Genomic DNA, 15,296 nt, shown 5'->3' on the forward strand with positions numbered 1-15,296 from the left:
ACGCGTGTGGGGTCTCGGGCATGGCCCGTGAACGAGCCCGTTGCGGGGAGGAATGTCCGTGCCCGGATGGCCGGCCGTCGGCCGAACCGACGACCAACAACTTGTGGGAGCGCTCCGGCGTGCCGACGCCCAGGCTCCCGCGAAGCTCTACGACTCCTATGCCGAACGTCTCAACGACTACGCCCATTCGCTGCTGGGCGACCGCGACGCCGCCGCCGGCGCCGTACACGACGCCCTGGTCGTCGCGCACGGATGCGTGGAGCGGCTGCGCGAGCCGGGCCGGCTGCGCCCGTGGCTGTACGCGCTGGCCCGGTGCGCGGCCGGGGCGCGGGACCCGCGGCGCCCGGCGCCCGCGCCGGTGTTCGACGACCGCGACACCCCCGAGGAGCGCGAGCTGGCCGCGCTGGTGCACGAGGCGCTGGCCGAGCTGAGCGGGCAGGAGCGCGAGGTCCTGGAGCTGTCGCTCCGCCACGATCTCAGCACCGGCGAGGTCGGCGCGGTGCTCGGGATGTCCTCCCGGCAGGCCGCGACGCGGCTCGGCCGGGCCCGCGAGCACCTGGAGAACGCGGCCGCCGCCGTGGTGCTGGCCAAGGTCGGCCGGGCGCACTGCCCGGACCTGTCGGCGATGGTCGACTCGTGGGAGGGCCCGCTCACCACGATGCTGCGCAGACGGCTCTCCAGCCATATCGGCCGCTGCGAGGTCTGTCTCGAACGGCGGGACCGGCACGTCTCGGCCGGGCGGCTGCTCGACATGGTGCCGGCGGCCTTCCCCCCGCTCTCCCTGCGCCGCCGCTACATCGAGACCTGTGTGAACCCCGGCCTCGCGGGGGCGCGTGCCTCCATCGTCGAGGCGGGCGACCGCTTCGACCGGGCCGGATTCCCCATCCCGGCGGAACGGCGCACGAAGGGACGCCGGTGGGCCGGCCCGAGGGACGCCGGGACGGAGCGGGGCCGCGACAGGGGGAACCACCGGCAGGCGGCCGTACCGCTTCACACGATTCCGGACACCGAAAGCGGGCCGCAGGCGACGACCGCCCCACGGCGCACGGTCCCGGACGCGGGCAGCCACCGGCAGGGGGCCGAGTCCCGGCGTGCGGCCGTGACGGCGCAGCGGCGCGGGTCCAGACGGCGGACGGCACCCGTGATCGCGGCCGCCGCGTGCGTGCTGGCGGCCACCTGCGTCATGATCGTGGTCGCCGGGCGGGATCCGGCCGGCGGGCCGGTGCGGCGGGCCGAGGCCGCGCCGGGCCGGGAACCCGCGCTGATCACGCTGGAGCCGGGCCCCGGGCAGGGCTCTCCGGCGGACCAGGCCCCGCTCCCGATGCCGACCCCGGCGCCGACCCCGGAGCGGACCGAGAGGACCGCGAAGGCCAGGACCCCGGCCCCCACTCCCGCCCCGGCCCGGCAGGCGGCGACCCGGCGGCCGGTTCCCGAGCGGCCCCGCACCACCCGCACGCCCGCCCGCACGCCCAAGGCCGGACGGCTGGCCGTCTCGTGTCCCACGGACATCGGGGAGGGCGCGGGGCAGATCCGGCTCTCCGCGCGCGACGCCGCGCTCTCGTGGTCGGCGACCACCTCGGGCGGGCTGAACGTCCATCCCCGGCAGGGGCGGCTCAAGGCCGGAGCCGGGGCCATGATCTGGGTCACCGCCGCCGATCCCGGGGAGAGCGGCACGGGACGGGTCGCGTTCACCTCCGCCGGGGGCGGCTCCAGCTGCGCGATCTCCTGGGAGAGTCCGGAGCCGGAGGTCTCGGATCCGCCCAGCGACCCGCCCCCTCTCCCCACCGAGGCACCCACGACTGCCGCTACTCCCAGTACAGAACCGGAGAAAACATGATCTTCTGACTAGGTTGTCGACAACTCCATGACTTAACTTTGCAATCCGGTAAACCGTGGGGCGATGCCACGCGTCGGCATTGACGCGCATGCGGGCTGGTTGGTCACATGAATATGCGATCAGCGAATCGATCACCAGCCTGGAGCGGCGAGATGCCGAAAGACCGCGAAGTGCTCAAATGGGCGCTCATCCTTGCGTGCGCGACGGGGGCCGTCGTCGCACTCGCCGACCTCTCCTCTCCGCTACGGATGATCTTTACTCCGCTGTTCCTTCTGGCGGTCCCCGGGGTCGCCGCGGCGGGACTGTTGCGTGATCGTGATCCTCTTACTGCAATATCAGTTGGAGTGACGGTCAGTCTGCTCGCGAACGTTCTTCTCGCCACAGCGATGCTGTCCTTTGAGTCATGGTCGCCCCGTGCCGGAGTAGCGACGATCGCGGTGCTCGGCGGCTTCACATATGTACTGCGCCTGTTGCAGCGGGGGAGCGGAAGCTTGCGAACCGAACAGGGGGCCGGGTCAGGGTGAAGATCACTGTGGTGCGCCCGCAGGACCTCGGCGAGGCCGAGTCCCACCGATGGCGCGAGATCCAGAAAGCCTCTCCCAGCCTCGACAACCCCTTTCTCTCCGTGGACTTCACCCTGGCCATGGGCAGGCTCCGTGACCACGTCAGGGTCGCGGTGATCGAGGACGGCGGCGAGATCGCGGGATTCCTCCCCCACGAGCGGCACGGCTTCGGCGTCGGCAGGCCGCTGGGCGGCTACCTCACCACCTGCCAGGGGCTGGTCTCGGTCCCCGAGCTGAAGATCGACCCACGTGACCTGCTCCGGGCCTGCGGGCTGTCGGCCATCGACTTCGACCACCTGGTCGCCGGCCAGCCCACGTTCGCGCCCTACGAGACGGACGTACGGCCCGCCCCCGTCATGGACCTCAGCGGCGGTTTCGACGCCTACGTCGAGCGGGTGCGCGCCGGCTCGGCGAAGAACTACAAGACCGTCCGCTACAAGGAGCGCAAGCTCGGCCGCGAACGGGGCGAGATCCGGTTCGAGTGGGACTCCGCCGACATCGGGACGCTGCGCGCGGTCATGGCCTGGAAATCGGACCAGTACCGGCGGACCGGACGGGTGGACCGCTTCGCCCAGCCGTGGATCGTGCGGCTCGTCGAGGAGCTGCACTCCCGGCGCTCCGACGACTTCGCCGGCGTGCTCACCATGGTCTACGCCGGAGACACCCCCGTCGCCGGGCACTTCGGCCTCCGTACGGCGCACACCCTGGTGGGCTGGTTCCCCGCCTACGACCCGGCCTTCGCCCGCTACTCCCCCGGGATCATGCACCACCTGCACATGGCCGAACACGCCGCGAACGCGGGGCTGCACCAGGTGGACATGGGGAAAGGCGGCCGCGAATACAAGGAATGGCTTAAAACCGGCGTTTTGATGATCGCCGAGGCACGCATCTCGCGTCCGTCTCCGGTGGCCGCCGCCCAGTGGCTGGGCCGGGTCCCCATCAGCAGACTCCGCGCCGTCGTAGTGGACAACCCCTCCCTTTTCCGAGCCGCGGACCGGCTACTCAAGGGCTACGGCAGAGCGAGATCCTCTCTCCTGTCCCGCCCCATATCCCCTCCCACCGCAGAACGATCACCCGAGGCACAGTAACCGCATTCCTCACAGCAGTAACCGCAACCCCTCAGATCGCGTTTTCCGGTAATCCTTCACTCCCGACGTAAGGCCACTCTTGATCACAGTTGCGCCGTTCCCATCTCACGCCGGGGGCGAGCGCACGGAAGGACAAAAGGAATATCCGCCATCATGAATCCCGAGTCCGTCAGGCAGAACGGTAAGCAGATCGGCATGTTACGTTCCATGCCGCCGCTTGAGCGGTTCACCCCGCTCACCCCTCACATGGCCATTTCCCCGACCGTCAGCGTCGTCGTGCCCGCGATGAACGAGGCTGAGAACCTCCCGCACGTCTTCGCCACGCTCCCGCAGTGGATAGACGAGATCGTGCTCGTCGACGGCCACTCGGTGGACGACACCGTCGCCGTCGCCAGGCGGCTGCGGCCCAACGTACGGATCATCACCCAGAGCGGCAAGGGCAAGGGCGACGCGCTCGCCGCCGGCTTCGCCGCGTGCACCGGCGACATCATCGTGATGATCGACGCCGACGGCTCCACCGACGGCCGCGAGATCATCCAGTTCGTGGGCGCCCTGGTCACCGGGGCGGACTTCGTCAAGGGGTCCCGCTACGCCGCCGGCGGGGGCAGCGACGACCTGACCTTCAGCCGCCGGGCCGGCAACAAGGTCCTCACCACCCTAGTGAACATGATCTACGGCACCCGCTACAGCGACCTGTGCTACGGCTACAACGCATTCTGGGCCCGGCACCTGAAAGCGCTCGACCTCGACTGCGAGGGCTTCGAGGTCGAGACGCTGATGAACATCCGCGCCGCCAAGGCCGGGCTCCGCGTCCACGAGGTGCCCAGCCACGAGCGGTGCCGGATTCACGGCGAGAGCAACCTGCGCGCGGTCCGCGACGGCCTGCGCGTGCTCAGGACCATCATCCGGGAGTGGCGCCAGCGGCCGTACGCCCCTGCGCCGGAGCCCCACGCCGCCCCGGCGGCGGACCAGGGCGCGGCCTAGCCATGAAGAGCAGTGTCGTCATATGTGTTTACACCGAGGAACGCTGGGAGGACATCCAGGCGGCCGTCGAATCGGTCGAGAACCAGCGGCGCAGGCCGTACGAGATCATCCTGGTCGTCGACCACAACCCGGACCTCCACCTGCGGCTCAAGCGGCGGTATCCCGGCGCGATCGTGGTGGAGAACACGCACGAGCGGGGGCTGTCCGGCGGCAAGAACACCGGCGCGGCGACCGCCTCGGGCGACATCGTGGCCTATCTGGACGATGACGCGGTGGCGGAGCCCGGCTGGCTGGAGGCTTTGGAGGAGGGCTTCCAGGACCCGACCATCGTGGGGGTGGGCGGGCTGACCAGGCCGCTGTGGGCCGGGGGGCGCCGCCCCCGGTGGTTCCCGCACGAGTTCGACTGGACCGTGGGATGCACCTATCGGGGCATGCCGACGCGACGGGCGCGGATCCGCAATGTCATGGGCGGGAACGCGGCTTTCCGGAGGGAGGCCGTCGGCGGGATCGGCGGCTTCCACACCGGAATGGGGCGCAGCGTCCAGGGACGCGGGAGCCGCCCGCTCGGCTGCGAGGAGACGGAGTTCTGCATCCGGCTGTCCCAGAGCCGCCCCGGCTCGGTGATGCTGTTCGAGCCGGGCGCGGTGATCGGGCACAGGGTCTCCGCGCAGCGGGCGCGCTTCGCCTACTTCAGGTCGCGGTGCTACGCCGAAGGCCTGTCCAAGGCCCTGGTCGCGTCGAGCGTCGGCGCCGGCGACGGGCTGTCGAGCGAGCGGGCCCACGTGATGAGGGTCCTGCCCCTGGGGGTGCTGCGCGGCGTCGGTGAGGCGCTCCGCGGCGACCTGCCGGGGCTCGGCAGGGCCGCGGCCATCGTCGTCGGCCTGGCCTGGACCACCTGGGGCTACGCGGTGGGTACGGCCCGCCTGAAGCTGAGGCGGGCATGACCCGTGTCCCGATCCTGATGTACCACTCGGTGAGCGACCACCCGAACGACGAGACACGGCCGCTCGCGGTCTCGCCGGGACGCTTCGCCGAGCAGCTCGGCGTGCTCCGCGACCGGGGCTTCACCCCGATGACGCTGTCGGACCTGGTCGCGGGGATGCACCGGACGGCGACCATGCCCGGCAGGCCCGTGGCGATCACCTTCGACGACGGATACGCCGACTTCCACAGCGAGGCGCTGCCGATCCTGGAGCGGTTCGGCTATCCGGCCACGGTCTTCGTGACCAGCGGCTGGGTGCAGGACTCCGGCCCCGTGTCGGCCGGGCGGCGGCCGGCTCCCATGCTGGCCTGGAGCCAGGTGCGCGAGGCCGTCTCCTGCGGCATGGAGATCGGCGGCCACAGCCACAGCCATCCGCAGCTCGACCAGCTGCCGGACCGGGAGCTCCGCAACGAGCTGCGCACGAACAAGGCCCTGCTCGAAGACCGGATCGGCCGGCCGGTGGCCACCATGGCCTACCCCTACGGCTACTCCAGCGCGCGGGTCCGCCGGGAGGTGCGCAGGGCGGGTTACTGGACCGCCTGCGCGGTGGCCAACGACGCGTTCCGGGAGGGCGACGAGATGCTGGCGCTGCCCCGCTTGACGGTTACCGAGCAGACCTCCATGGTCAAGTTCGGCGGAGCGATCGACGGACGGGGTCTCCCGGTGCTCTACATGAGGGAACGGGCTCTCACCAAGGGATACGCGCTGGTGCGGCGGACGCGTTACGCGCTGCGGCGGATCTCTTCGCGGTACGCGCCCGGACGGGTATCGGGAGGTGACTGACACGGGTCTCTCCGGTGGGACGGCGGACCGGCGGCGGGAGCGGCGGCGGAGTCTCCGGCGTGGCCGGCGGCAGGACCGGCGGCAGGGGGCGCCGCGGCCCCTGTGGAGCCGCCTCCCCAGGGACCTGAACGACCCCCTGCTGCGCAACGCCTACTCGCTGATCGTCAACGCCGGGGCCGCCGGGGCCCTCGGCCTGGCCTACTGGACGGTCGCGGTCCGGTTCTACAGCGAGGGCGACTACGGCCGCGCCTCCGCGCTGATCGCCGCGATGCGCCTGCTCGCGGCGCTGACCGCGTTCGGGTTCGTCGGCGCGCTGACCCGCTTCCTGCCCGAGGGGGGCCGGGCCACCGGACGGCTGGTCGGCTGCACCTACCTGGTGGGCGGCGGCGCGGCGGCCGCCGCCACCGTGTTCTTCCTGGCCACGCTGGACATGTGGGGTCCCAACTTCAGCGGGCTGAACGGGTCCGGCATGGCCGGCTGGTTCCTGCTGTCGGTCTTCCTGTGGTGCGTGTTCACGGTCCAGGACGTGGTGCTCACCGCGCTGGGCAGGGCCACCTGGGTGCCTCTGATCGGGATAGCCGTCGGGGTGGCCAAGATCGGGTTGCTGGTCGTGCTCGCGCCCGCCTTCCCCGGCGCGGGGATCTTCCTGGCCTGGACGATCCCGGTGGCCCTCACCGTCGTCCCGGTCAGCATTGCGATCTTCTGCAGGCTGGCCCCCCGGGCCGCCGCCCGCGACGCCCATCGGGCCCCGCCCCGGCTCCGCCGGATAGGCCGCTTCCTCGCCGGAGACTTCCCCGGCACGCTGTTCATCCTGGCCAGCGTCTACCTCATGCCGGTGCTGGTGTTCGCCGGAGTGGACGCCCGGACGGCGGGTTACTACGCCGCGGCGGTCACGCTGGTCGGCGTCTTCGACATGCTGGCGCTCAACATGGCCATCTCGCTGACCATCGAGGGGTCGGGGGACCCTTCGCTGCTGGCCGGCAAGTGCGTGCTGGCGCTCCGGCGGACCATGATGCTCCTGGTCCCCGTGGTGCTGGTGGCCGCGCTGGCCGCGCCGCTCGTCCTCCGGCTCGGCTGGGGCCCGTCGTTCGCCGAGCACGGGGCGGACGTGCTGCGGCTGCTCGCCCTGGCGTCCATCCCGCACGCGGTCATCGAGATCTACCTGGGGGTGCTCCGCGCCCGCAGCAGGGCGCGGGCACTGCTCGTGCTCCAGGCGCTGCTGTGCGTCCTGGTGGTGGGGCTGTCGTTCGTCCTGTTCCAGTTCTACGGCATCACCGGCGTGGGCCTCGGCACCCTCACGGCCCAGGTGATCGTCATGGCCGTCGTCGCCCCGGGCCTGCTCAAGGTGGTGCGAGGGGCGCGGACGGCGGGCGGCGGGCTGACCCCGGACGAGACGCCGACGCTGGTGATGATGATCGTCGACGCGCAGCCCACCCTGGCCGCCGCCCCCGCCAGGACACCCCTTCCCGAGGTGGCGGAGCCCGCGCGGCCCCGCGTGCCGTGGCCGGTGCGGGCGAGGCGGTGGCTGCCCCCGCTGATCACCGCGGAGGGCCTGGCGGCCGTCGCGCTGGCCTCCGTGGCCGGCGGGCCGCCGGGCCTGCCGCCACCCGCCGTGATGGCTCTCGGCGGCGCCGGGCTGGTGGCCGTGGCCTTCGCCGCGGAGCTGGCCATGAGCCGCAGGCGGTCGGTGCTGTGGACGCAGCTCGTCGCCGTGACCCTGTGCCTGCACGGGATGGAGGCTCTGGCCGGCTCGGCCGGGAGCCTCGCGGGGAAGGTGACACGGATCATGGCCACCGGGCGGGCCACCGGCGGGGACCGGCTCCTGGCCCTGCCCGCCTTCGTCGCCCGCGCCATGGGGCTCACCGACCCCACCCCGTTGCTGGTGTGGGCCCCCGTCGCCTTCGCCGTGGCGGCGCTCGCCCCCGCGCTGCTGGCCGCCAGAGCACTCCTCCGTGACGAGCGGTTCCGGTGGCCGGCGGTGATGCTGGTGGCGGTGGGGCTCTGGCTCGCGCCCGCCGAGCACATCCAGACGTCTCTGGTCTGCCTGCTCGGCATCTGCGCCCTCGCCCTGTTCCTGACCCTGGTGCGCGGCGGGCGGCGGCGGGCCGAGGCGGCGGCGGACGACGACCGGACACTGAGAAGGGCGGCCTAGTTGAACCCGACCACCGACGACCTGGCCGATCTGGCGTTCTGGACCCAGCCCCCGCAGGTCCGGCTCGCGGCCTTCGCCCGGCTGCGCGAGCTGCCGGAACCGAGGTTCTTCGCCGAGCGCCGCGTGCCGCTCCTCCGCTCGGGCACCGGTTTCCACGCCCTGGTGCGGCACGCCGACGTGGTGGAGGCGAGCAGGCGCCCCACGGTCTTCAGCAGTGAGCCCTCGGTGTCGAGCCCGCAGCCTCCCGGGTGGGTGCGGCACGTGTTCGGCGAGGCGATGGTCGACATGGACGATCCGCGCCATGCCCGGCTGCGGCGGATCGTGGCCCGCGCGTTCACCCCCCGGATGCTGGCCAAGACGGAGGAGGACCTGCGCAGGACCGCCGCCGAGATCGTGGACGACGTGCTCGCCCGCCGTCCACGCGACTTCGTCGCGGCCGTGGCCGCCCGGCTGCCCATCGCCGTCATCTGCGACATGATGGGCATCCCCGGCGAGCTCCGGAGCGAGGTGCACCGGCATGTGGACACCTCCACGGAATACTCGGGGGTCCGCTCCGACGTGCTGCGGGCACTGCGCATGGGGGTGCGGAACGCCTCGGCGCTGATGAGCCTGCAGCGCCTGGTGATCCGCCTCGGGCGGCGGCGCAGGGACGAGCCGTCCGACGATCTGGTCTCCGCGCTGGTCCACGCGAACGTCGACGGCGAGCGACTGACCGCGCGGGAGCTGGGCTCGTTCTTCACCCTGCTCCTCGTGGCGGGCAACGAGACCACCCGCAACGCGATCGCGCACGGGCTCCACCTGCTCTCCGTCCATCCCGAGCAGCGTGAGCTGCTGCTGTCCGACTACGACCGGCACATCCCGACGGCGGTCGAGGAGATCGTCCGCCACGCGACGCCGATCATGCAGTTCCGCCGTACGGTGACCGAGGACTGCGACCTGAACGGCCACGCCTTCCGGCGCGGGGACAGGGTCGCGCTGCTCTACGTCTCGGCCAACCGTGACGGGTCGGTCTTCACCGCGCCGGACGCCTTCGACATCACCCGCTCGCCCAATCCGCACGTGGGGTTCGGAGGGCCGGGCCCGCATTTCTGCCTCGGCGCCCACCTGGCCAGGCGGGAGATCACCGTGATCTTCCGTGAGCTGTTCACCCGGCTCCCCGGCATCCGGGCCGTGGGCGAGCCCGAACACCCGCCCTCCAACTTCGACAACGGCGTCCGGCGCCTGGGCTTCGACTTCTGAGAGGGCACCGATCTTCCCAGGGCTCCGGCTTCTTCCAGGGGCTCTGGCCCGTGAGGGGGCTCCGGCTTCCGAGAGCTCCGGCTTCCGAGAGAAAGGACCCGCCGTGAACGACTGGCCGGCGATCAGCGTGGTGATCCCGACCCGCAACCGCACCGGGCTGCTCCAGGAGACGATCGACTCGATCCTCGGCCAGGACTACCCGGGCGATCTGACCTGTGTCGCCGTCTTCGACCAGAGCCCGCCGGACGGGTCGTTCGCCCTCGACACCCCGGGCCGCCGGGTCGTGGTGACCTCGAACACGCGGAGCCCGGGGATCGCCGGGGCCCGCAACACCGGTGTGCTCCTCGACGACGGAGAGCTGGTCGCCTTCTGCGACGACACCGATCTCTGGCTGCCGCACAGGCTCAGGTCACAGGTCACCGCGCTCGGCGCCGGCCACTTCGCGACATGCGGGATCGAGCTGTTCAACGACGAGGTCGCCTTCGCCAGATCCGTGACCGCGCCGACGGTGACCCTGCGGGACCTGCTGCGCGGGCAGCTCCCCTCGATGCATCCCTCCACCTACCTGATGCGCCGCGAGGCGCTGGTCAACGGTTTCGGGCTGGTCAGCGAGGAACTGCCCGGCGGGTACGGCGAGGACTACGAGTTGCTGCTGCGGGCCGCCCGGTACGGACCGATCACCAACCTGGCCGGGACGGGGGTGCAGGTCAGGCTGCACAACGCCTCCCACTTCTCCGTCGTCGAGTCCAGCGAGACGATCTCCTCGGCGCTGCGCTGGATGCTGGAGCGGTACCCGGAGTTCGCGGGAGCGCCGGGCGGCTACGCCCAGCTCGCCGGGAAGATCGCCTTCGCCGAGGCCGCCCTGGGGCGCGGCTCGCAGGCCCTGCGCTGGATCGGCCGGACCGTGCGGCGGCGTCCCTGGGAGCCCCGCGCCTACCTGGCGCTGGCCGTGACCGCCGGGGTGCCCGCCGGGGCGATCGTCGGCCGGCTGCACCGGATGGGCCGCGGAATATGAGGATCGACGTCATCCGGCCGGGAGAGCTCGGCCCGGCCGAGGTCACGGCCTGGCGCGCGATGCAGCGCGCCACCCCACACCTGGCCAACCCGTTCCTCAGCCCTGACTTCGTGATCGCGATGGGTGAGGTCAGCGCCGGGGCACGGGTCGCGGTGATCTCCGAGGGGAGCGGGCCGGCCGGTTTCTTCCCCTTCGAACGGCACTCCGGCGGGGTGGGCACCGCGCTGGGCGCCTGGGTGTCGCTCTGCCAGGGGGTGGTCCACGCGCCCGGCGCGGAGTTCGGCGCGGAGGCACTGCTCAGGGGCTGCGGGCTGCACGTGTGGGAGTTCGGCTGCCTGGTCGGCGGGCAGCCGTGGTTCCAGCCGTTCGAGGTCCTGCGCCAGGAGGCGGTCGTCCTCGACCTCGCCGGCGGCTACCCGGCCTACCTGGAAGGGCTGCGCGAGCGTTCCCCCAAGTTCCTCAAGTCCACCCTCTACAAGGAGCGCAAGCTCGGCCGCGACGCCGGCGAGCTCACCTTCGACTTCGCGGTCCGCGACGAGGAGCAGTTCCGCCTGCTGCGCCGCTGGAAGTCGGAGCAGTACCTGCGGATGGGCCGCCCGGACCGGTTCGGCAGGCCGTGGGTGGTCGAGCTCGCCGAGCGGCTGCACGCGATCGACACCGCCGACTTCGCGGGGCCGCTGTCGATGCTCTACTGCGACGGCAGGCCGGTGGCGGGTCACTTCGGCCTGCGCTCGGACACGACCCTGGTCGGCTGGTTCCCCGCCTACGACCCGGCCTTCGCCAGATACTCCCCCGGCCTGATCCAGCACCTGAGGATGGCCGAGGCGGCTGCGGCGACCGGGATCCGCTCGATGGACCTCGGGGTCGGCACCGGTTCGGAGTACAAGGAGGCGCTGCGCAGCCGGGGCGAGCCGGTGACGGAGGGATGCGTGCGGCGGCGGTCGGCGGGCGCGGCGGCGCACTGGCTGCGCAGCGCGCCGGTCCGGCGGGTGCGGCAGTTCATCCTCGACACCCCGGCCCTGTACGGCGCGGCCGACCGGGCCATGAAGCGCTACGGCGGCCTGCGGACCCGGATGAGGGCCCGATGAGCACCGCACTTGAGTCGATCATGCGTGACCGCGTCGGCGCCGAGTGCCTTCACGTGCCCTCGGCCCGGTTCGGGCTCTATCTCGCCCTGCGGCACTGGTTCGAGGCGGGCGACCGGGTGCTGATCGCCCCGACCAACTGTGAGACCGTGCTGTTCGTCGCGCTCGCGGCGGGCCTGCGGCCGGTCATGGCGCCGGTGTCCGCCCTCGACGGCAACATCGACCCGTCCCGGGTGGACTGGAACGGCCTGGCCGGCGTCCTCACCACGCACCTGTACGGCCAGCCCGACCAGGTCGGCGGGCTACGGGCCGAATGCGACCGCCGCGGCCTGACACTGATCGACGACGCCGCGCACGCCATGCTGACGACGGTGGACGGCCGCCCGGCGGGCACCTTCGGCACGGCGGGGGTGTTCAGCCTGGCCAAGCACGGCAGGGCGATGTCCGGCGGGTTCCTCGCCGTGGAGGACCCCGGCGAGCTGCCGGAGCTGGCCAGGCTGCGTGACGGGCTGCTGCTCGACGGCGGGCTGCGCGGGCAGGTTCTCGGCACGCTCCGCCCGATGCTGCGGGAGACGGTCTACCGGACCGGGCTGGTCCGGCCGGTGTGGCGGGCGCTGCGGGCGCTCGGCGTGATCGAGTGGACGGGACACCGCCAGGCTCCCCGGGAGGAGGAGCTTCGGGCCGCCCTGGAGCCGGCGGCGGGACTCACCGCGCTCGACTACTGGATGAGGATCGATCTCGACGACTGGAGGATGCGGCAGGGGCCGCTGCTGCGCGGTTATCTCCGTTCCCGCTTCCGGGTGATCGACCGGGAGCGGGAGCGCCGGCTCGCGGGCGTCGAGCTGCTCCGCGGCCTGCCCTGGGCGGCGCGGGGCGTGCGTGAGGCGCCGCCTCAGCCGCTGCTGCGCGTCCCTCTGGTGGTCGAGGACCGTGACGGGGTCGTCGCCCGCCTGGAGCGGTACGGCGTCGTGCCCGGATTCATCTACGACCCGCCGCTGGACGACTATCTGGACCTTCTCGCGCCCGGCCCCACCCCCGAGATCGCACGCTGGTGGACGGGCCATGTGCTCCCCGTGGACCCGCTCCGCGCCGAACGTGTCGCCACGCTGCTGACCAGGCTGAATGTCCACGCGGCCGCCGAACCGGGACGGAACGCGTAAGGTCACTGACAGTGATCCGTCTGTGACGCCGACGATTCTCCTTATGCGGACCATAGCCGTCGGCAGCCACGATCCGGTAGAAAATTAATTAAAATTCAAACAAGCGGAAAGTCGCGACCCATGTTGACCATAACCGGTCTGCCGGCACCAGACGCCTGGATGATCACATGACTCTGCCCGGTAGGAGAAGGCCCGTCCGGACGGCGGGGAAGCTCTCGGTGTCGCGATGGATCCTCATCGGCCTGGCCGGTGCCCTCGTGGCCACGACGGGCATCTACGCGTGCACCTCCTCCGGTCGGCAGACCCCGGGCAGCGGGGCGCCGGTGGTGCCGGGAGCCCGGAGCACGCCCGGATCGTGCGCCCCGACCTCCAAGCTGGTGCCGCCCTGCGGGGCCTGGTGGGGCATGCACGTGCCGCCGGACGGCGACCGCAGGCTGGTTCCCGACGTGACCGCGATGGAGCAGAAGATCGGGCGCAGGCTCGACATCACCATCAGCTACCACGACATGTCCAACAGCGACGCCGGACGGTTCCTCCGCGACGACGAGAGCGATCTCGGCGCCGACCGCATCCTGTTCCTCGGCTGGGAGTCGCGGATCTGGGACGAGGACGTCGACATCGCCTGGCGCGACATCGCGGCCGGCCACTACGACCGGGCGATCGCCGACCAGGCCGCCCGGGTCAGGAAGTACGGCAGGCCGGTCCTGGTCGGCTTCGACGGGGAGAAGGACCGCGACGAGAGCGGCCAGACCCCGGCCGAGTACGTCGCGGCCTACAAGCGCATCGTCGACGGCTTCCGGCAGGAGGGTGCGACCAACGCGCTCTGGGTCTGGGGCGTCACCGGCTACTACCCGTTCCGGGACCGGTGGAAGGCCTACTACCCGGGTGACGCCTACGTCGACTGGATCAGCTACGACCCCTACAACTTCGCGATCTGCCGCGGCGCCACCTGGCAGGACTTCAAGGAGACCGTGCAGCCGACCTACGAGTGGTTCCAGCAGAACGGCTTCGCCGCCAAGCCGCTGATCCTCGCCGAGTACGGCACGGAGAGCCACCAGAACGACACCTCCGCACGCGCCGAGTGGTACCGCGACATCCCCGAGGCGATGAAGGCGATGCCCAACCTCAAGGCGATCGTCCAGTGGAACAACACCGACGCGGACGACTGCGACTTCTCCCTCACCGGCCCCGGTGTCCTGGACTCGTTCGCCGAGGCGGGCAGGGATCCCTACTTCCGGCAGCCCATGACCCCGCAACCGGCCGGCTGAGGAGAGACCCGGGAGCGGGCGCCTACCCGCCCGTTTCCGGCTCCGGGGCGGAGATGAAGAGGAAGACCTGGTCGGCCTGGCCGGTGCAGGTGTGCTGGGCCAGCTCGGCCCCGACGTCCACGTCGGCCACGCCGTGCAGGGCGCCGACGCACAGGCTGCTGTGCACCGGCCTGAGCACGAAACCGCCGGATGCCCGCGGGCCGGCCCGCTCCAGGAGGAAGCGCTGGTGGGCGGCCCCGGTGCAGTTCGCCGGCGCGATCAGCACCTCGGCGCCGGCGGCCGCCTGGTCGACCGTCAGGCAGCCGACGCCGTGGGCGGGATGGTGCCACTCGATCTGGTAGACGTCGCGCCCGACGGCGGTCAGGTAGGTGTCGGGGGAGAGACCCCGGCAGGGCCGCTGGACGGCCAGCTCCCGGTTGGTACGGCGGTTACGCTCACGCCCCTCTCCCACGCACAGGTCGCGGTCGGCGACGTGGGAGGGGACCATGCGGTACCGGCCGTCGGCGAGCACGGATCCCGCCGTTATGGGGCCCGCCGTCACGGGGCCCGGCGTCCGTGCCGCCGGAGGGCCGGTCGCCAGGGCGCCCTCCAGGGCCGCCACCGTGACACCGATCATGACCAGCACCGCCGCGACCCCCCCGACCAGCACCGCCACCGTGGGCCGTCGCCGCCGCGGCCTCCCCGCCGGGACGGCGAGCTCCGGCCGGACGGGGTCCGGACCGGCGGAACCCGGGCGGGCAGGGCCCGGGCCGGCGGGGTCCGGATCGGCAGGACCCGAAGTGGCGGGACCCGGGCGGGCGGGGCCGGAACCGGGGGGATTCGGGCCGGTGGCATCCGAGGCAGGGGAAGCCGGACCGGCAGGATGTGAGGTTGCGGGATTCGGGACGAGGCCAAGGTCGTGAGCGTTCGATCCGGATCCGGCGGGTTCGAACGGGCGGGAATCCGATCCGGCGGAGGCAGGGCCGAGGGAATTCAGATCCGCCCGGAATTCGGAGGTATCAGAGCCGGAAAAAGGCGGCCCGGCGGGATCAGAAACGGGAGAAACAGCCCCAATAGAGGAAAATTCTGGATAAACGGAATCCGAAGGAGGTCCAGGAGAAACGGGGCCGGGAGGGTCCGGGATGCCGTTCCGCTGCGGTC

At 71.9% G+C, this 15,296-nt stretch carries 13 protein-coding genes; 12 read left to right on the plus strand and 1 reads right to left on the minus strand.

Annotation, left to right across the window (positions count from 1 at the left end):
• Positions 1–58: 58 nt before the first annotated feature.
• The 12 genes from SROS_RS36920 to SROS_RS36970 all read left to right on the plus strand — a co-directional run bounded on the left by SROS_RS36920 (position 59) and on the right by SROS_RS36970 (position 14,156).
• A complete protein-coding gene (locus tag SROS_RS36920) occupies positions 59–1,837 on the plus strand; it encodes a sigma-70 family RNA polymerase sigma factor (RefSeq protein WP_012894055.1) in 1,779 nt (592 codons plus the stop codon).
• Positions 1,838–1,989: 152 nt separating this feature from the next.
• Positions 1,990–2,361: a hypothetical protein gene (locus tag SROS_RS48220; protein WP_012894056.1), complete on the plus strand. Its 372-nt coding sequence runs from the start codon at positions 1,990–1,992 to the stop codon at positions 2,359–2,361.
• Entirely contained in the window at positions 2,358–3,488 is a 1,131-nt protein-coding gene (locus tag SROS_RS36925) for a GNAT family N-acetyltransferase (RefSeq protein ID WP_012894057.1), read from the plus strand. Before SROS_RS48220 ends, SROS_RS36925 begins: the two co-directional genes overlap by 4 nt.
• 153 nt (positions 3,489–3,641) lie before the next feature.
• Complete coding sequence (locus SROS_RS36930) at positions 3,642–4,472, plus strand: glycosyltransferase family 2 protein (protein WP_012894058.1); 831 nt, start codon at positions 3,642–3,644, stop codon at positions 4,470–4,472.
• 2 nt (positions 4,473–4,474) lie between these two features.
• On the plus strand, positions 4,475–5,416 hold the full coding sequence (locus SROS_RS36935; RefSeq protein ID WP_012894059.1) for a glycosyltransferase family 2 protein: 942 nt from the start codon (positions 4,475–4,477) through the stop codon (positions 5,414–5,416).
• Positions 5,413–6,237 (plus strand): polysaccharide deacetylase family protein, encoded by an 825-nt coding sequence (locus SROS_RS36940; protein ID WP_012894060.1) that lies wholly within the window; start codon positions 5,413–5,415, stop codon positions 6,235–6,237. Before SROS_RS36935 ends, SROS_RS36940 begins: the two co-directional genes overlap by 4 nt.
• Positions 6,230–8,389 (plus strand): lipopolysaccharide biosynthesis protein, encoded by a 2,160-nt coding sequence (locus SROS_RS46470; protein ID WP_012894061.1) that lies wholly within the window; start codon positions 6,230–6,232, stop codon positions 8,387–8,389. The genes SROS_RS36940 and SROS_RS46470 overlap by 8 nt, the downstream gene beginning before the upstream one ends.
• A complete protein-coding gene (locus SROS_RS36950; protein WP_012894062.1) occupies positions 8,390–9,628 on the plus strand; it encodes a cytochrome P450 in 1,239 nt (412 codons plus the stop codon).
• A gap of 103 nt (positions 9,629–9,731) precedes the next feature.
• Complete coding sequence (locus SROS_RS36955) at positions 9,732–10,643, plus strand: glycosyltransferase family 2 protein (RefSeq protein WP_012894063.1); 912 nt, start codon at positions 9,732–9,734, stop codon at positions 10,641–10,643.
• Entirely contained in the window at positions 10,640–11,731 is a 1,092-nt protein-coding gene (locus SROS_RS36960) for a GNAT family N-acetyltransferase (RefSeq protein WP_012894064.1), read from the plus strand. Before SROS_RS36955 ends, SROS_RS36960 begins: the two co-directional genes overlap by 4 nt.
• The gene (locus SROS_RS36965; RefSeq protein ID WP_012894065.1) at positions 11,728–12,888 is read left to right on the plus strand and encodes a DegT/DnrJ/EryC1/StrS family aminotransferase; all 1,161 of its coding nucleotides are present in this window, start codon (positions 11,728–11,730) and stop codon (positions 12,886–12,888) included. Before SROS_RS36960 ends, SROS_RS36965 begins: the two co-directional genes overlap by 4 nt.
• A 218-nt stretch (positions 12,889–13,106) precedes the next feature.
• Complete coding sequence (locus SROS_RS36970) at positions 13,107–14,156, plus strand: glycoside hydrolase family 26 protein (RefSeq protein WP_052317117.1); 1,050 nt, start codon at positions 13,107–13,109, stop codon at positions 14,154–14,156.
• 22 nt (positions 14,157–14,178) lie between these two features.
• Here SROS_RS36970 and SROS_RS36975 read toward each other — a convergent pair whose 3' ends face one another.
• The gene (locus SROS_RS36975; protein WP_148269316.1) at positions 14,179–14,805 is read right to left on the minus strand and encodes an RICIN domain-containing protein; all 627 of its coding nucleotides are present in this window, start codon (positions 14,803–14,805) and stop codon (positions 14,179–14,181) included.
• Positions 14,806–15,296: the final 491 nt, after the last annotated feature.

It is taken from the genome of Streptosporangium roseum DSM 43021, from assembly GCF_000024865.1.
GTDB classification, from domain to species: Bacteria; Actinomycetota; Actinomycetes; order Streptosporangiales; family Streptosporangiaceae; genus Streptosporangium; species Streptosporangium roseum.